Annotated in this window: 13 protein-coding genes; 4 read left to right on the top strand and 9 right to left on the bottom strand. The window is 70.4% G+C overall.

Annotated features, from left to right (window positions below; genetic code table 11):
- Window positions 1-31: 31 nt before the first annotated feature.
- The 3 genes from ACFPZI_RS34985 to ACFPZI_RS34975 form a co-directional block, all read right to left on the bottom strand.
- Complete coding sequence (locus ACFPZI_RS34985) at window positions 32-733, bottom strand: SDR family oxidoreductase (protein ID WP_381371187.1); 702 nt, start codon at window positions 731-733, stop codon at window positions 32-34.
- A 150-nt stretch (window positions 734-883) separates the two neighbouring features.
- Window positions 884-1,807, bottom strand: coding sequence for a class I SAM-dependent methyltransferase (locus ACFPZI_RS34980; protein WP_381371186.1), 924 nt, complete (start codon window positions 1,805-1,807; stop codon window positions 884-886).
- Window positions 1,808-2,026: 219 nt separating this feature from the next.
- Window positions 2,027-3,748: a glycoside hydrolase family 6 protein gene (locus tag ACFPZI_RS34975; protein ID WP_381371185.1), complete on the bottom strand. Its 1,722-nt coding sequence runs from the start codon at window positions 3,746-3,748 to the stop codon at window positions 2,027-2,029.
- 694 nt (window positions 3,749-4,442) lie between these two features.
- Here ACFPZI_RS34975 and ACFPZI_RS34970 point away from each other — a divergent pair.
- Together ACFPZI_RS34970 and ACFPZI_RS34965 are read left to right on the top strand one after the other, a co-directional pair.
- Entirely contained in the window at window positions 4,443-7,361 is a 2,919-nt protein-coding gene (locus ACFPZI_RS34970) for a glycoside hydrolase family 48 protein (protein ID WP_381371184.1), read from the top strand.
- A gap of 167 nt (window positions 7,362-7,528) precedes the next feature.
- Entirely contained in the window at window positions 7,529-10,225 is a 2,697-nt protein-coding gene (locus tag ACFPZI_RS34965; RefSeq protein WP_381371183.1) for a cellulose binding domain-containing protein, read from the top strand.
- Window positions 10,226-10,309: 84 nt separating this feature from the next.
- Here the strand turns inward: ACFPZI_RS34965 and ACFPZI_RS34960 are convergent, their stop codons facing one another.
- The 3 genes from ACFPZI_RS34960 to ACFPZI_RS34950 all read right to left on the bottom strand — a co-directional run bounded on the left by ACFPZI_RS34960 (window position 10,310) and on the right by ACFPZI_RS34950 (window position 12,154).
- Window positions 10,310-10,924 (bottom strand): rhamnogalacturonan lyase family protein, encoded by a 615-nt coding sequence (locus ACFPZI_RS34960; RefSeq protein WP_381371235.1) that lies wholly within the window; start codon window positions 10,922-10,924, stop codon window positions 10,310-10,312.
- A gap of 106 nt (window positions 10,925-11,030) precedes the next feature.
- Entirely contained in the window at window positions 11,031-11,834 is an 804-nt protein-coding gene (locus tag ACFPZI_RS34955) for a class I SAM-dependent methyltransferase (RefSeq protein ID WP_381371182.1), read from the bottom strand.
- A gap of 5 nt (window positions 11,835-11,839) precedes the next feature.
- Window positions 11,840-12,154, bottom strand: coding sequence for a 4a-hydroxytetrahydrobiopterin dehydratase (locus ACFPZI_RS34950; RefSeq protein ID WP_381371181.1), 315 nt, complete (start codon window positions 12,152-12,154; stop codon window positions 11,840-11,842).
- Between the two features lie 167 nt (window positions 12,155-12,321).
- On the opposite strand from ACFPZI_RS34950, the gene ACFPZI_RS34945 reads away from it, so the two are divergent.
- Window positions 12,322-13,164, top strand: a complete 843-nt coding sequence (locus tag ACFPZI_RS34945; RefSeq protein WP_381371180.1) for a helix-turn-helix domain-containing protein — start codon at window positions 12,322-12,324, stop codon at window positions 13,162-13,164.
- On the opposite strand, the gene ACFPZI_RS34940 is transcribed toward ACFPZI_RS34945, so the two are convergent.
- Window positions 13,146-13,571 (bottom strand): hypothetical protein, encoded by a 426-nt coding sequence (locus ACFPZI_RS34940; protein ID WP_381371179.1) that lies wholly within the window; start codon window positions 13,569-13,571, stop codon window positions 13,146-13,148. The two genes, ACFPZI_RS34945 and ACFPZI_RS34940, sit on opposite strands and share 19 nt — an antisense overlap.
- 377 nt (window positions 13,572-13,948) lie before the next feature.
- On the opposite strand from ACFPZI_RS34940, the gene ACFPZI_RS34935 reads away from it, so the two are divergent.
- Window positions 13,949-14,812, top strand: a complete 864-nt coding sequence (locus tag ACFPZI_RS34935; RefSeq protein WP_381371178.1) for a helix-turn-helix domain-containing protein — start codon at window positions 13,949-13,951, stop codon at window positions 14,810-14,812.
- Here ACFPZI_RS34935 and dnaK read toward each other — a convergent pair.
- Together dnaK and ACFPZI_RS34925 are read right to left on the bottom strand one after the other, a co-directional pair.
- A complete protein-coding gene (gene dnaK, locus ACFPZI_RS34930) occupies window positions 14,806-16,704 on the bottom strand; it encodes a molecular chaperone DnaK (protein WP_381371177.1) in 1,899 nt (632 codons plus the stop codon). The two genes, ACFPZI_RS34935 and dnaK, sit on opposite strands and share 7 nt — an antisense overlap.
- Before the next feature lie 100 nt (window positions 16,705-16,804).
- Window positions 16,805-17,533, bottom strand: coding sequence for a glycerophosphodiester phosphodiesterase family protein (locus ACFPZI_RS34925; RefSeq protein ID WP_381371176.1), 729 nt, complete (start codon window positions 17,531-17,533; stop codon window positions 16,805-16,807).
- Window positions 17,534-17,659: the final 126 nt, after the last annotated feature.

The following is a 17,659-nucleotide window of genomic DNA, read 5'->3' as shown; positions in this document are numbered from 1 at the left end:
GGCCGCCGCCCGGCTGTCCGGCCGGGGCTCGTCAGTTGGGCTGGCCGATGGGACGGACGACCATGGTGTTGACGTCCACCCCGGCCGGCTGCCGCATCGCCCACACGACCGACTCCGCGATCCGGTCGGCGGTGAGCAGATGACCGGGCGGGAGGCTGCCGTACGAGTCCCAGAACGGGGTCTCGACGCGGCCGGGCGCGACGAGGGTGACACCGACGCCCCACTCGGTGACCTCCCGCCGGACGTTCTCGGCGAGCCCGGTCACCGCCCACTTGGTCGCACCGTAGAGGTTGCCCGGCGTCGGCACGAACCCGGCGACGCTGCCGACCAGGACGATCCGTCCGCGGGTCTCCTTCAGAGCATCGATGGAGGCCCTGATCAGCAGGGCGGGGCCGAGAACGTTGGTCAGCACCATCTCGGTCCACCCGGCGGGGTCGCCCTCGGCGACCGAATCATGGGTGGCGAAACCGGCGTTGGCGACGACTGTGTCCAGTCGGCCGAATGCCGTCAGCACGGTGTCGACCGCGGACCGTACGTCGTCGTACTCGGCCGCGTTCCCGGGGATCGTCACCAGCCCTTCCGGTTCCCCGAGCTCCTTCGCGAAGCCGCGCAGCCGCTCCTCGCCGCGGCCTGTGACGGCCACCCTCTGCCCCGCGTCCAGCAGCCGCCGGGCTACGGCGGCGCCGATGCCGCTGCCCCCGCCGGTGATGAGCGTGACCGGTGAGTCGGTCATGGATACCCCCTGTGTGTCGTCGAGTGCAGGGGAGTCCATCACTTGGAGAGCTCTCCAAGTCAAGCTCGCGCCACCGGACCGGGCGGGCCAGGGTCTTTCGTTTGGATCAGGCCGGACCCCGCGAGCCCGGCATGATCCGAACGAGAGGCCCTAGACCGGGCGGACGGCCGTGTGGACCGTGTGAGCCGTCAGGAAGAAGACGTCGGGGCGGTGGTGCAGGCTCGCCTCGTCGGCCGGGTCGAGGAGGCGGTCGAGGGTGGCGCGGTCGTCGGCGTCCAGTTCCTCGGCGAGTCTGTCGCGGGTGCGGGTGAGGGTCGCGACGACGTGGGCACGGGCTCGGTCGGTGGCCGGGGCGGGGAGGTCGAGGAGGAAGGTGCGGGAGCGGCTGTGGTGCAGTCCGGCCGTGGTCAGCAGGGCGGGCCAGTCCTCGGTGTGTGCGACGGAGCCCGGCAGTTCGGTGCGCATACGGGTGAACCAGTCGGCTTCCACGGCATCGATGCGGGTCTGGAGCCCTGGCCGGCCGATGCCGATGTCGCGCGGCAGGTACCGGGTGGGCAGGCCGCCCTCCATGACGGCCAGCGTGCCGCCGGGCGCGAGCCGGGCGGCGTAGGCGGCGAGTGCGGCGCGCTGGTCGCCCAGGTGGTGGACGCTGCGGCTGGCCCACAACAGGTCGGCCGGGTACTCCAGTTCGTCGAGCACGCCGGGCAGTTCACCGGCGAGGGTCCCGAAGCGGTCGCCGGCGCCGTGCCGGGCGGCGCGGTCCGCTGCCCGTTCGAGCAGCGGGGCGGAGCCGTCGGCGGCCACGATGCGGGCGCCCTCGAAGGCCTCGGCGAACAGACAGGAGATGACACCCGGCCCGCTGCCCGCGTCCACGATCAGTCCCGGCTCCGTCACCTCCTTCGCGAGCCAGCCGAGGGCTCGTTCGTACAGGGGCGTGAACAGTTCGGCCTCCGATTCGAGCAGGGAGGCCGTCTCCGCCCAGTCCATCTCGGTGTCCGTGGTGCCGTGGCCGTGGTGGTGGCCGTGCCGGCCGTCGTGCCGGGGCTCGTGGTGATGGTGGTCGTGATGCGCCATGGGGGTCAGCCTCTCCGCTCGGATGCGGACAGGGTGCGCCAACGCACCGGGGAGAGGCCAGTATTGTTGCCGCTTCGGCAAAATGGTTTCCCGAAACCGCCCGTACGGGCGTGGGCGATCCGCCGGGGAGCGGGCGCGTGGCCCGCTCCCCGGCGGATCGGGGTCACTCGGTGGATCGGGGTCGGCCGAGGTTCAACCGGAGGCCGGTCGGCCGGCCGGTCAGGACAGTGGCGGGTACGCCTTCTGCATCAGTTCCTGGAACTGTGCCGAGAACCAGTGACCTGAGACCGGGGCGTTCGGCAGGGCGCCGGTGAGGTTGTTCCCGTTGCGCGGGGTGCCCGTGTAGGCCGGGTCGCACATCCGGTCGAAGCCCTTGCCCTCGTCGTTCGGGATGGCCTTGCTGGCCCCGTCGGACTCACCCGGGGGCTTCATCCACACGTAGGCGTCGATACCGCTCTCCGGTGCCGCCTGCGGGCGTTCGCCGAGTCCGGCGCCCGACTGGTTGCACCAGTTGCCGATGTGGATGCGGCGGTCGTACCGTCCGCCTTCGATGTAGGTGTCGACGCTGGTCGTCGCGCCCGGTCCGGCGGGCCGGGCGGTGCCGCCCCAGCCGTTGCGGGAGGTGTCGATGAGCATGCCGATGTTCGTGTTGAAGCCGGTCGAGACGAGTTTGTTGCGGAAGGCCTGGGCGAAGCCCAGTTCGTCGACGTACCGGTTCCAGTCGACCCATTTGGACTCGCGGACCGACTTGCCGGCCACGGAGTCGTTGATGGTGAAGTTCTTCTCCTTCAGCGCACTGTAGTTGGCGGTGTTGGTGATGAAGCCGTGGACGTCCGACGGGGTCGCGCCCTCGGCGGTGGCCGCGTCGCGGAACACGTCGGCGGAGGCCCCGAAGTTGTCGTCCCAGCCGATCCAGCCGTGGTGGCCGGCGTCGACGTAGTTGTACACGTTCGGCACGTCGCCGAGCTTGTTCAGGGCGTATCCGACGCCCTTGACGTAGTTGCCGTTGGCCTTCATCACGTCGCACTGCGGCGTCGCGGTGGCCCGGCTGCCGGTGTTGGTGACGAGGTTGGGCAGGGAGTCGATCTCGACGGTGGTGACGATCCGCAGCGGGGCGTACTTCTTGTCGGCGAGGATCGCGGCGATCGGGTCGATGTACTCGGTCTTGTAGCGGCCGATCTCCGTCGGGCCGAGTTCGCCGTTGGAGGCGAGGGCGGCGCAGTCACGGCCGGGCAGGTTGTAGATGACCAGCTGGACGACGAGTTCGCCCGAGCCCTTCTGTGTGAGTGCCTTGTCGAGGTGGTCGCGCAGGCCCATGCCGCCGTTCACGCCGTTGATGGCGGCGATGCGGTCCAGCCAGACGCCGGTGGGCTGGTTGGCGATGCGGTTGCCGCCCGGCTCGGCGGCCGCCTTCGTGGACCACTCGGGGTTCACGTACACCTTGGCGCCGCTGTACGGGTTGTTGACGCGGTCGCCGGGGCCGGTCGGATCGGTCGGGTCCGTGGGGTCGGTCGGGCCGCCGCCGTCGACGTTGCACGTGACACCGTCGAGGGTGAAGGTGGCGGGAATCGCGTTGCTGCCGCTGTAGGTGCCCTGGAAGCCGAAGCTGGTCGAACCGCCGGTCGCCAGCGTGCCGTTGTAGGACTCGTTGGCGGCGGTTACGTTGCTGCCGGACTGGGTGATCTTGGCGTTCCAGCCGCTGGTGACCCGCTGGTTGCCGGCGTAGGACCACTTCACCGCCCACGACGACTTGGCGGCACCGAGGTTGGTGACGGTCACGGAGGCGGTGAAGCCGGTGTCCCACTGGTTCTGCACCTGGTAGGCGACGGTGCAGGGGACGGCTGCGGCACCGACACCGTCGGGTACGACGGCGTACGCCGTCCCCGTGGCACCGGCGACCAGCGCCATGGCAGCGAGGAGCGCGGTTCTCGTGCGACTCATGAGTGCGGGTTTCCTATCCGTTGGGGGGTGTCCGGGCGCGCTGTCCGAAGAGGAGTGTCCATAGGGGGAGTTGAGGTTCGGCAGTGGTCGGACCGGGGCGCGCGTGGATCGCGCGTCCGGTGCCGTACGGCGTGGGGGTGCCTCGGGGCGGAGGATCAGGACAAGGTCCGGTCCGCGGTCCGGGACGTGCGGGGGCCGGACCGGCCATGAGGGGTCCCACGGGAGTGCGCTGCCCCCGCGTCGGGGGGACGGGTGGTGCCGTCGAGCGGGAACACCGCGGATCCGGTGCCGGCGTCCCTCGGGGAGGCCGTGGCGGAGTGCTCCGCCGTGCACACGGGCGCGGTCTCGTGCGCCGTGAGGACCGGTGCGACCGGGGTGCCCGCCCGGGGCACGGCCGTACCGATGACAGGACGTAAAAGTACTGAACGCGGGGGGTGCCGCATGAGCGACTCCTTGCAGTTCGGACGCGTCGTGACGGACGTGTCGACTGATGGAACCGCTCCCACTGGTGTTCATGAAGCTAGCGCCAAGTGACGGCGAAGAACAGGGGAGTTACCGACATTCACTCAACTCGGGCCGTCGAATCTTTTCGATTCACCACAAGCCTTGACCGCTCCGGACCCCATCCCCACTATGGGAGCGCTCCCACTGGTTCAAGCCTTGACCTCTCCGAGTCGCAGGAGGAACCAGCACCATGCATCCCCCACCCAGAAGGCGCCGCGGCGTCCGGCGACTGTGGACGGCCGCCGTGGCAGCGCTGGCACTTCCGCTGACGATGCTCTCCTCAGGATCAACTCCCGCTCAGGCGGCAGCTGTTCAGTGCAGCGTGGACTACCGGACCAATGACTGGGGTTCCGGCTTCACCGCGGATCTGACCCTCACCAACCGCGGCACGGACACCATCGACGGCTGGACGCTGACCTACGGCTACGCGGGCAACCAGCAGCTCTCGAACGGCTGGAACGGCAACTGGTCCCAGTCCGGCAGGACCGTGACCGTGAAGAACGCCGCGTACAACGCGCGGATCGCGGCCGGCAGCGCCGTCACCACCGGCGCGCAGTTCTCCTACAGCGGCAGCAACTCCGCGCCCACGTCCTTCGCCATCAACGGCACTGCCTGCACGGGGGCCCACCAGCCGCCGATCACCGTGCTGACCAGCCCGGCGGCCGGCGCGGTCTACACACAGGGCCAGACGGTCCCGCTCGCGGCGACCGCGGCGGCGGCCGACGACGCGACGATCACCAAGGTGGAGTTCTACGACGACACCGTGCTGCTGGGCACGGACACGAGCGCGCCCTTCACGCTGTCCGTCACTGGATTGACCGTGGGCAGTCATTCACTGGCGGCGAAGGCGTACGACAGCCTGGGCGCCTCCGCGAACTCGACCCCGGTCGGCATCACGGTCGCCTCCGGCCCGACCGTGGTGGCCGCGCCGTCCCAACTGGGCGTGCGGCAGGGTGAGTCGGGCACGTACGAGGTGAAGCTGTCGACGCGGCCGAGCGCGAACACGACGGTCACGACGACCCGCGCGAGCGGCAACTCCGGCCTGTCGGTCGGCGCGGGCGCCTCGCTCACCTTCACGCCGTCGAACTGGAACACCGCGCAGAAGGTCACGATCAGCGCCGCCTCCTCGGGCACGGGCTCGGCGGTCTTCGAGTCGTCGGCCCCGGGCCACGCGAAGGCCGCGGTCACGGTGACGCAGCTGGGTGCGACGAAGGCGTACGAAGCGCGCTTCCTGGAGCTCTACGGGAAGATCACCGATCCGGCGAACGGCTACTTCTCGCCCGAGGGCATCCCGTACCACTCGGTGGAGACGCTGATCGTCGAGGCGCCGGACCACGGCCACGAGACCACCTCGGAGGCGTACAGCTATCTGCTGTGGCTGCAGGCCATGTACGGCAAGGTGACCGGTGACTGGTCGAAGTTCAACGGGGCCTGGGACATCATGGAGCGGTACATGATCCCGACCCACGCCGACCAGCCGACCAACTCCTTCTACAACGCGTCGAAGCCGGCGACCTACGCGCCCGAGCTCGACACCCCCACGCAGTACCCGGCACCGTTGGACACCGGCGTCTCCGTCGGCCCGGATCCGATCGCCTCCGAGCTGCGGTCCACGTACGGCACGGACGACGTCTACGGTATGCACTGGCTCCAGGACGTGGACAACACCTACGGCTACGGCAACGAGCCCGGCAAGTGCGAGGCGGGTCCGACGGCGACCGGGCCGTCGTACATCAACACCTTCCAGCGCGGCTCGCAGGAGTCGGTGTGGGAGACGGTGCCGCAGCCCACCTGTGACGCCTTCAAGTACGGCGGCAAGAACGGGTATCTGGACCTGTTCACCCAGGACGCCTCCTACGCGAAGCAGTGGAAGTTCACCAACGCGCCGGACGCCGACGCGCGCGCGGTGCAGGCCGCGTACTGGGCGGACCTGTGGGCGAAGGATCAGGGCAAGGGCGGTGACATCTCCGCAACCGTCGCCAAGGCCGCCAAGATGGGCGACTACCTGCGCTACTCCATGTACGACAAGTACTTCAAGAAGGTCGGGAACTGCACCAGCCCGTCCTCCTGCCCGGCCGGTACCGGCAAGGACGCCTCGCACTATCTGATGTCCTGGTATTACGCCTGGGGCGGCGCGACCGACACCTCGGCGGGCTGGGCCTGGCGCATCGGCTCCAGCCACACGCACGGCGGCTACCAGAACCCCCTCGCGGCCCACGCCCTCAGCTCCTACGCCGGCCTGAAGCCGAAGTCGGCGACCGGCGCGGCGGACTGGGCCAAGTCCCTGGACCGGCAGCTGGAGTTCTACCGCTGGCTGCAGTCCGGTGAGGGCGCCATCGCGGGCGGTGCCACCAACAGCTGGGCGGGCCGCTACGCGACGCCGCCGGCCGGGACGCCGACGTTCTACGGCATGTACTACGACGAGAAGCCGGTGTACCACGACCCGCCGTCCAACCAGTGGTTCGGCTTCCAGGCGTGGTCCATGGAGCGGGTCGCCGAGTACTACCAGCAGACGGGTGACGCCGACGCCAAGGTCGTCCTGGACAAGTGGGTCGACTGGGCGCTGTCGAAGACGACGATCAACCCGGACGGCACCTTCCGGGTCCCGTCGACGTTGCAGTGGTCGGGCAAGCCCGACACCTGGAACCCGTCCTCCCCCGGCGCCAACAGCTCACTGCACGTCACCGTCGCCGACTACACCAACGACGTCGGTGTGGCCGCGGCCTACGCCAAGACGCTGACGTACTACGCGGACCGCTCGGGCGACACCGAGGCCGCAAGGACGGCGAAGGCGCTCCTCGACGGCATGTGGGGCAACCACCAGGACGCCCTCGGCATCGCCGTCCCGGAGACCCGCGCCGACTACAACCGCTTCGACGACCCCCTCCACGTCCCGAGCGGCTGGACGGGCACCATGCCCAACGGCGACACGATCAACTCGTCGTCGACGTTCGACTCGATCCGTTCCTTCTACGAGGACGACCCGGCCTGGTCGAAGATCGAGTCCTATCTGGCGGGCGGCGCCGCGCCCACCTTTACGTACCACCGGTTCTGGGCCCAGGCCGACATCGCCCTGGCCATGGGCTCGTACGCGGAGCTCCTCGAATAGCCCCCGCCGGCGCTCCGCGTGCCGGCCCCGGCACCTGACGCCGGGGTCACGGCGGCCGGGCGGGCCCCCTCGCGCACGGGGGACCCGCCCGGCTCTCGCACGCCCCCTCCCCATTCCTCGCTCCCCCTCCCCTCTCGTTTCCCCCCACCCCGAGGAAGGACTTCACCGTGCGAAGAACCCGCGTCCTCACGGCCGTGCTCGCACTGGCGGCCGGCCTGCTCACGGGCGGCCCGCCCGCCCTCGCCGCCGCTCCCCCCGAACGGTCGGCCGTAGCCGCCGACGCCCCGGCGGGGTCCGCGCTCGCCGCCGACACGTACACCTGGAAGAACGCCCGGATCGACGGCGGCGGTTTCGTCCCCGGCATCGTCTTCAACCGCAGGGAGAGGAACCTGGCGTACGCCCGCACGGACATCGGCGGCGCCTACCGGTGGCAGGAGGGGTCGAAGACCTGGACGCCGCTGCTGGACTCGGTCGGCTGGGACGACTGGGGGCACACCGGCGTGGTGAGCCTCGCCTCCGACCCCGTCGACCCCGACCGCGTGTACGCGGCGGCCGGCACGTACACCAACGACTGGGATCCCGGGAACGGCGCGGTGCTGCGCTCGGCGGACCGGGGAGCCACTTGGCGCAAGGCCGATCTGCCGTTCAAGCTGGGCGGCAACATGCCGGGGCGGGGCATGGGCGAACGCCTGGCCGTAGACCCGCACCGCAACAGCGTGCTGTATCTGGGGGCGCCCAGCGGGAAGGGCCTGTGGCGCTCGACCGACTCGGGCGCGAGCTGGTCGCAGGTGACGGCCTTCCCCAACCCGGGCACCTACGTGCAGGATCCGGGCGACACCTCCGGGTACGCCAGTGACAACCAGGGCATCGTCTGGGTCACCTTCGACGAGTCGACGGGCACGCCGGGCAGCGCGACGCGGACGATCTACGTGGGGGTCGCCGACACGGAGAACGCCGTGTACCGGTCGACGGACGCGGGCGCCACCTGGCAGCGGGTCGCCGGACAGCCGACCGGGCATCTGGCGCACAAGGGCGTCCTGGACACCGACAACGGTCATCTGTACATCGCATACAGCGACAAGGGCGGTCCGTACGACGGCGGCAAGGGCCGACTGTGGCGGTACACGACCGCGACCGGCACCTGGACCGACATCAGCCCGGTCGCCGAGGCCGACACGTACTACGGGTTCAGCGGGCTGACGGTGGACCGGCAGAACCCGGGCACGCTCATGGCTACGGCGTACAGCTCGTGGTGGCCGGACACCCAGATCTTCCGCTCCACGGACAGTGGTGCGACGTGGACGCAGACGTGGGACTACAGCTCCTACCCGAACCGGGAGAACCGCTACACCATGGACGTCTCGTCCGTGCCATGGCTGACCTGGGGCGCCCACCCGTCACCGCCCGAACAGACCCCCAACCTGGGGTGGATGACCGAGGCACTGGAGATCGACCCGTTCGACTCGGACCGCATGATGTACGGGACGGGCGCCACGGTCCACGGCACCGAGAACCTGACGAACTGGGACCGTGACGCCACGTTCACCATCACGCCGATGGTGCGCGGCCTGGAGGAGACGGCGGTCAACGACCTCGTCTCTCCCCCGTCCGGCGCCCCGCTGCTCAGCGGGCTCCTGGACATCGGCGGCTTCCGGCACACGGACCTGACGAAGGTCCCGTCGATGATGTTCACCCAGCCGAACTTCACCGCCACCACCAGTCTGGACTTCGCCGAGTCCAACCCCCACACGGTGGTCCGGGCGGGAAATCTGGACTCGGGGCCGCACATCGCCTTCTCGACCGACAACGGCGCCAACTGGTTCGCGGGCACCGACCCTTCGGGGGTCAGCGGCGGCGGTACGGTCGCGGCGGGCGCCGACGGCAGAGGCTTCGTGTGGAGCCCGCAGGGCGCCGGGGTGCACCACACCACCGGCTTCGGCACCTCGTGGTCGGCGTCGAGCGGCATCCCCGAGGGGGCGGTGGTCGAGTCCGACCGGGTGAACCCGAAGACGTTCTACGGCTTCAAGTCCGGCAGGTTCTACGTCAGTACGAACGGCGGCGCCTCCTTCGCCGCCTCCCCCGCGGCCGGCCTGCCGAGCGGTGACAGTGTGCGGTTCAAGGCACTGCCGGGCGCGGAGGGCGACATCTGGCTGGCCGGCGGGGCGAGCGACGGGGCGTACGGGCTGTGGCACTCCACCAATGGCGGCCAGAGCTTCACCAAGCTGCCGGGCATCGACGAGGCCGACACCGTCGGCTTCGGCAAGGCGGCCCCCGGCGCCTCGTACCAGACCCTCTTCACCAGCGCGAAGATCGACGGCGTGCGCGGCATCTTCCGTTCGACGGACCGGGGGCAGAGCTGGACCCGGATCAACGACGATGCCCACCAGTGGGGTTGGACGGGCACCGCGATCACCGGTGACCCGCGGGTGTACGGCAGGGTGTACGTGGCGACCAACGGCCGCGGGATCGTCTACGGCGACACCTCGGGCACCGGGGGCGGGGACGACGGTGGCGGAGGCACCGATCCCGGTCCGGGGCCGACGGACGCCTGCGCGGTGACCTATGAGATCACCAACCAGTGGCCCGACGGTTTCCAGGCCCAGGTGCAGGTGACCAACACCGGGTCGGACGCTTGGAACGGCTGGTCCCTGACCTGGTCGTTCCCGGACGGCCAGCGGGTGTCCCAGCTCTGGAACGGGGCCCATGCACAGTCCGGTTCGGCCGTGACGGTACGTAACACCGATTGGAACGGCACCGTCGCGGCGGGCTCGTCGGTCGGGTTCGGCTTCACGGCGAGCCGTTCGGCGACGAACACGCAGCCGACGGCCTTCGCGCTCGACGGGCGGGCCTGCGCCGTGAGGTGAGCGGCCGAGGCGCGGTGAAACCGCGGGGCGCGTACGGCCGGGCCAGCCGTACGCGCCCCGCGGTCCTGTTCGGGGTCCGTGCGCTCAGGGGGCGGCAACTGCTGAGGTTTGGCTGAGTCCGAGTGTGTTCTGGTGTGTATGAGTGAGCGCTGGCTTGTGGTGGCGGGGCGGGGTCGACATGCCGTCACCGAGGAAGAAGCCGGCGTGCGGCGGCTGGTTGTAGGCGGTGTTCTGCCAGGCCGGCGAGGTGCGGCACAGGGGTCGTGGAGCAGCGTCGTGATCTTGATGTTGGTGTCGTGCGGGGTGGAACAGATGCGCAGCGCGGTGTTGTCGCTGGGGCGCCGGACGACCTCCTCGCGGCCAGTCGCCGAGGATGTCGCCGGACAGCACGGGTGTGGCTTTGGTGCCGTTGTTGGAGGCGACCCCGGATCCGGTCAGCAGGCGGGTGTCGGAGGAGGTGCCGTACGTGTCGATGTTGGTGCCGTCCAGGAGTTCGCGCACCGGGTCGCCGTCCCACCAGGACAGAAAGTTGGCGGAGGACGGCTTGCGGCCCTTGGTGCCGCCGCCCTCGTCGCGGATGCTGCCGTCGGAGGAGGAGCACGTCTCGGGGCCGGAGTTGCCCGACCAGATGTCACCGGCGACGCCGCGCCCGTTGTCGCAGCAGGCGGAGAGCTTCCAGCGGACCGATCCGTTGGCCAGGTCGATGTGGAGGGCGGCGGGCTGGGAGGCCGACAGGGAGGACGAGGGGATTCCACCCCTCAGTCGCCGCCGGTCACGGCCTGGTTGCCGTACCCCGTAACGGAGTTCACCCGATCCCGTGACACGCCCAGCCGTCTGTGATTGCCGCCGTTCCCCCGTTCCCGGGTGCCGGTGGCTTCCGGAAGGCGCGGAGGTGGAAGACCGGGTCGGGGCGGGGGCGGTCCTGGTCGGGGAGGGCGGCGAGGCGGGCGGCGAAGACGTCGGCGAGGGGGGAGCCCGGGGACAGGGTGCCGAACCAGCCGCGGCGCAGGTCGGCGATGGTGCGGCGAGGGCTGCGGCCCTGGCCGTGGCCCCGGAACACGGCCTGTCCGGCCGGGACCAGGCCGTGTTCGGTGGCGCGGGCCGCCACGTCGGCGGCGACGTCGCGCACCGGGCTGCGCGGGCGGGCGGAGAGGACGGCGTCGATGTCGCTGCCCACGTTGTGCGAGGCGGCCTTGTCGACGGTGGTGACATAGACCCCGCCGGGTCGCAGGACCCTGGCGCACTCTTTGACGAGGGCCCGCACGTCCTCGGGGCCGGACTGGAGGTGCAGCAGCCACACACTGACGGCGGCGTCGAACCGGGCGTCACCGAACGGCAGTTGCCGGCTGTCGGCGCGCACCACGGCGCCGGGCAGACGAGCCGCCGCGATCCGGGTCATCGACGCGGCGAGGTCGACACCGGTCACCCGCAGGCCGGCGCGGGCCGAAGGGAAACGCCGGGTCACGATGCCGGTGCCACAGGCGATGTCCAGCAGGTCGCGCGCCCCGAGGGGGATCAGGTCCAGCACCGCCTGCGCGGCGGCCGCGGCCCGGGGCTCACCGCCGCGTGAGGCGTCGTACCGCCCCGCTTCCTCGTCGTAGTCGAGCACACGCCTCAGTGTGCACCGTGACCGGGTGCCAAGTCCTCTACTCTGCGCGCCAGTTCGATGTCCTTCGCGGTGACGGCGCCTCCCACGCTGTGCGTCTGGACGGCGACGGACACAGTGTTGTAGCCGAGGGTGAGGTCGGAGTGGTGGTCGAGTTCCTCCTGCACCTGGGCGACGTGGACGACCATCGCGGTCGCCGCGAAGTGGGAGCCGAGCCGGTAGGAACGGATGAGTCGGCCGCCGTCGAGCGACCAGCCCGGCAGGCCGGCCAGCCGGTCCTCGATCTCCTTCGGCGACAGCGGTACGACGGGTTCGGCGGGCATGGGCTGCGCTCCTCCTCTGTCCCCCCGTGGCGGTCGGGGTTCCTCTTCGCCCAGCGTGCCACAGGATGTGCCGCCGGACCCTGCGCAGGAAGTCAGGAGGGTGGCCGGAAGGTAGGTCAGGGAGGTACGGCTCCCGCGTGCGGCGCCTTCTCGGCTACCGTCCCGGCATGAGCACTCTCCTGCCCGGTACCACTCCCGCCGCGGCCGGAGGCGTGGGTCCGCTGCTGCGGGCCTGGCGGGAGCGGCGGCGGGTCAGTCAGCTGGAGCTCGCGCTGCGCGCGGACTCGTCCGCCCGGCACATCAGCTTCATCGAGACCGGCCGCTCCCGGCCCAGCGAGCAGATGGTGCTGCGGCTGGCCGAGCACCTGGACGTCCCGGTGCGGGAGCGCAACGCGCTGCTGCTGGCGGCCGGTTACGCGCCCCGGTTCCCCGAGACCCCGCTGGACGATCCGGCGCTGGACGCGCTGCGCGAGGGAATCGAGCGGCTGATCGGCGGATACGAGCCGTATCCGGCACTGGTGGTGGACGCGATGTACGACGTCGTGGCCGCCAACCGGGGGGTCATGATGCTGTTCGACGGCGTGCCGGAGTCACTGCTGGTGCCGCCGCTGAACGCGCTGCGGCTCACACTGCACCCTCAAGGACTTGCGCCCCGGATCCGGAATCTGCGGGAGTGGCGCGGTCATCTGCTGGAGCAGATGGAGCGGCAGATCGCGCTCCGCCGCTCCGCACCGCTGCGGGCGCTGTACGAGGAGGTCGCGGCGTTCCCGGTGCCGGAGCCCGGGCCGGGTGAGGGGGCGGGGGACGCGGACGGGGCAGAACAGTCCGCGTCCGTGGCGTACTTCGCGCTGCCGATGCGGATCGAGCACGAGGGCCGGATCCTGTCGTTCGTGTCGTCGATCTCCACCTTCAACACGCCGATGGACGTGACCGTCGCCGAACTGGCCGTGGAGACCCTCCTCCCGGCCGATCCGGCGACAGCCAAGTACCTTCAGTCCTGGCTGAGTTGACGAGTTTTCAGGGCCATGTGCTGGAGCAGTGCGAAGCCGGCCACGACGAGCGCCTGGAGAGCCGTCCACACCATGCCCGCCGTGCTCGGCTCGAGCCACAGCACAAGTGCGGCGCAACTCACCACTGCCCAGGCCAGGTTGATCTCAACGACGGCCCGGACTCCGAGCTTCGGCGGATGCCTGCGCGAGGCCAGCAGCCCCACAGCGGCCGTGTACACCGCGAGGAGGGCGCCGAGCCCGGCCAGCAGGTCCGAGCCGATGCCGAGGAAGCGGCCGAGCGGGCCGGAGAGGGAGAGGTAGGCAAGCGCGTTGGCGCCGGTCACGGCGGCGTCGAGGACCAGGAGCCGGCGCAGCACGGACTGCGGGCCAAAGGTCCGGGTGAGTGAGGCAAGCTGGGTCGCGGACATGGCGAATCACCCTCCGTCGAGGTCGGTGTCGGGGTCGGTGTCGGGGTCGCGCCGATCGGTGGCGGGCTGTGGGTCATCGCTGCGGGCCGGTTCGCGGGCTGGGTCGTGGCGATCGCATATGGCATACGAGATGCCGGATATTGCATACCTTGCTCGCGGGCAGATCACGGGACGGATCCGGACCCGGATCCCGGGCCGGAGTGCGCCGGCCCGGAACCCGGTGCGTCCACGATCCCGCCCGCAGCGGGTCGCGGTCGATCACCCGGGACGTAATGACCCGGGCGGACGGGAGCAGGGGCGCCCGCCCGTCAACCGTGAGAGGGTCGGGCGGGCATGGCAGACTGATCGTGTGTCTGGGGGCGTTGGGGAGATGTGGCGTGAGTGAACGGCGGGCCGCACCCACGGTGGGCCAAGTGGTACTCGGCAGGCGGCTGCAGGAGCTGCGGGAGACGGCGGGCCTCACCCGGGAGGAGGCCGCCCGGGTCCTGCGGGTGGCTCCCGCGACCGTCCGGCGCATGGAAATGGCCGAGGTCGCGCTGAAGATCCCGTACATCCAGATCCTGCTGACGGCGTACGGGGTGTCCCGGGGCGAGACGGCCACCTTCATCGGGCTCGCGGAGGACGCGAACCGTCCTGGCTGGTGGCAGCGGTTCCACGACGTGCTGCCCGAGTGGTTCAGCCTGTATGTGAGCCTCGAGGGTGCCGCCCGGGTCATCCGGTCCTACGAGCCGCACTTCGTGCCGGGGCTGCTGCAGACGGAGGACTACGCGCGTGCCGTCCTGGAGGCCGGGACGATCGGGAACCAGGGGCCGGAGGCCGTCGAGCGGCATGTGTCACTGCGGCTGGAGCGGCAGCGGCTCCTGGAGCGTCGGGACCCGCCCCACCTGTGGGTGATCGTGGAGGAGACGGTTCTGCGGCGCCCGGTGGCCCAGGACGGCCGGGTGATGCGCGAGCAGTTCGACAAGTTGCTGGAGTGGTCCGAGCGGGACCGGATCACACTCCAGGTCGCCGAGTTCGCCGACGGCCCGCACCCGGGGACGTACGCGCCCTTCTCGCTGTTCCGGTTCGCCGAGCCGGAACTGCCCGACATGGTGTTCACCGAGTACCTGACCGGTGCCCTGTATCTGGACTCCCGCAAGGAGGTCTCGGTGCACCTGGAGGTGCTGGACCACATGACGGCGCGGGCCGCCTCCTCCCAGCACACGCAGAAGCTGCTGAGGGAGTTCCGGGACAGCTACTGAGCGCCGCCGCGCCCGTCCTGCCCGCGGCCCCCGTCACGTCCGTCGTTTTCGCCGCTTTCGTCGTCGACGATCTCCGCGTCGACGACACCTTCCTCCTCCTGCGATGAGGTGTGCTGCCCGGCGTCTCCGGTGGACTCCGGACCGGCCTGGGCGTACATCGCCTGGCCCATCCGCTGGCTGACCGCGGCGAGTTTCTCGGCGCCGGCGCGCAGGGCGGCGGTGTCGGCGGACTGCTCCAGCAGGGGCTTCAGCTCGGCGACGGCGGCCTCCACCTCGGACCTGGTGCCGGCGGGGATCCGGTCCTCGTTGTCCCGGATGAAATTCTCGGTCTGGTAGACGAGTTGCTCGGCCTGGTTGCGGGTCTCGGCGGCCTCCCGGCGCTTGCGGTCCTCGTCGGCGTACTGCTCGGCCTCACGCATCATGCGGTCGATGTCGTCCTTGGGCAGCGCCGAGCCGCCGGTGACGGTCATCTTCTGTTCCCGGCCGGTGGCAAGGTCCTTGGCGGAGACGTGCATGATTCCGTTGGCGTCGATGTCGAAGGCCACCTCGATCTGCGGGATGCCGCGCGGGGCCGGGGGCAGACCGGTCAGGTCGAAGACGCCGAGCTTCTTGTTGTACGCCGCGATCTCGCGTTCGCCCTGGTAGACCTGGATACCGACCGAGGGCTGGTTGTCGATGGCGGTGGTGAAGGTCTCCGAGCGCCGGGTGGGGATGGTCGTGTTGCGTTCGATCAGTTTGGTCATGATGCCGCCCTTGGTCTCGATGCCGAGGGACAGCGGGGTGACGTCGAGGAGCAGCACGTCCTTCACGTCGCCGCGGATGACGCCCGCCTGGAGGGCCGCTCCGACGGCGACGACCTCGTCCGGGTTGACACCCTTGTGCGGGTCCTTGCCGGTGAGTTCGCGAACCAGGTCGGTGACGGCGGGCATGCGGGTGGAACCACCGACGAGGATGACGTGGTCGATCGCGGAGAGTTTCACCCCGGCGTCCTTCACGGCCTGGTGGAAGGGTGTCTTGCAGCGCTCCAGCAGGTCGGCGGTGAGTTCCTGGAACTGGGCCCGGGTGAGCTTCTCGTCCAGGTGCAGCGGGCCGTCGGCGGAGGCCGTGATGTAGGGCAGGTTGACGGTGGTCTCGGAGGAGGAGGACAGCTCGATCTTGGCCTTCTCGGCGGCCTCCCGCAGCCGTTGCACGGCCATCTTGTCCCGCGTCAGGTCGATGCCGTACCGGCCCTTGAAGCTCTGGGCGAGGTGTTCGAGGAGCCGCTGGTCCCAGTCGTCGCCGCCGAGATGGGTGTCACCGTTGGTGGCCTTCACCTCGATGACCCCCTCGCCCATCTCCAGGAGCGACACGTCGAAGGTTCCGCCGCCCAGGTCGAAGACGAGGACGGTCTGCTCGTTCTCCTTGTCCAGGCCGTACGCGAGGGCCGCCGCCGTGGGCTCGTTGATGATCCGCAGAACCTTCAGGCCGGCGATCTCCCCGGCTTCCTTGGTGGCCTGCCGCTGGGCGTCGTCGAAGTACGCCGGTACGGTGATCACGGCGTCGGTGACGTCCTCGCCGAGGTAGGCCTCGGCGTCCCGCTTCAGCTTCTGCAGTACCCGGGCGGACAGTTCCTGCGCCCGGTAGCGGGTGCCGTCCACGGAGCCCTGCTCCGGGAAGTGCCACTGTCCGTCGCCCATGTGACGCTTGACCGAGCGGGCGGTGCGGTCGACGTTCGTCACCGCCTGCCGCTTGGCGACCTCGCCGACGAGCACCTCACCGTTCTTGGCGAAGGCCACGACGGAGGGGGTGGTCCTGGCGCCCTCCGCGTTGGTGACGACCGTGGACTCACCGCCCTCCAGCACGGCCACCACCGAGTTCGTGGTTCCCAGATCGATTCCGACCGCACGTCCCATCGCCGTCCCCTTCCGCCAGGGCACACCTCTCCGGACTTCCAGCACAAAACTTGAGTGCGCCGTTGTCAATAGTTTGCCTGGGTAGTTTGTCAATCGCCCGTCAAGCGCGCGCTGCGCGCAGTTGTACGGCGCGCCGGGGGCGGTCGGTGATCAGTACGTCCACGCGCTGGTCGGCGAGGAAGGCGCGCAGGGGGGCGTCGTCGTTGACCGTCCACACCATGGTGAACAGTCCGTTGCGGGCTGCCTCGCGCAGCGCCCCGCCGCGGGCGAGGCGCTGGTGCGCCGCGATCCCGCGGGCGCCGCAGGCGCGGACCCGCCGCATGGGCAGCAGTTCACTCAGCCGGGTGCGCGCCAGCCGGGCCCGGGGGATCCCGGTGCCGTCCCGGCCGAGGGAAAGCACCGTGCGTACGCCGGGGAAGGCCGCGGTGATCGCGGCGACGGAACGGTCCTCCAGACTGGTGGCGACGAAGCCGTCCCGGCCGAGCAGGGCGATCGCGCGGTCGATCAGCTCCCCCTCGTGACCGGTCTCCTTCAGGTCGAGATGCCCGACGAGTTTCCCGGCGATCAGCTCCATGACGTCGTCCACGACGGGTACGGGGTACCCGGCGCGCTCGCAGAGCCCGGCGTGGGTGAGCGTGGCCAGCAGCGGGCCGGTGCGTCCCGCGCGGGCGTCATGGTGCACGACGAAGACTCCGTCGGCCGTGCGCCGCACGTCGAACTCGACGTATTCGGCGCCGGACCGCAGGGCGTCCTCGTAGGCCTCACGGGTCGCGGGCGCGGCGCGTTCGGAGCCTCCCCGGTGCGCGGAGACGGCGGGCCGTGACGTCATACGGGTCGTCTCCCTGGATTCGAGGTCGTGGAAGCCGTGGTCCTGGAGGCCGAGGTCTGGAGACAGAGGTCTTGGAGACAAAGGTCCTCGGCCCGGTTCCGGAGGCGGACGCGACGCAGGCCGCCC

Origin of the sequence: Streptomyces chlorus, assembly GCF_042655885.1 — a bacterium.
GTDB classification, from domain to species: domain Bacteria; phylum Actinomycetota; class Actinomycetes; order Streptomycetales; family Streptomycetaceae; genus Streptomyces; species Streptomyces chlorus.
This window is presented reverse-complemented; position numbering and strand designations above follow the sequence as displayed.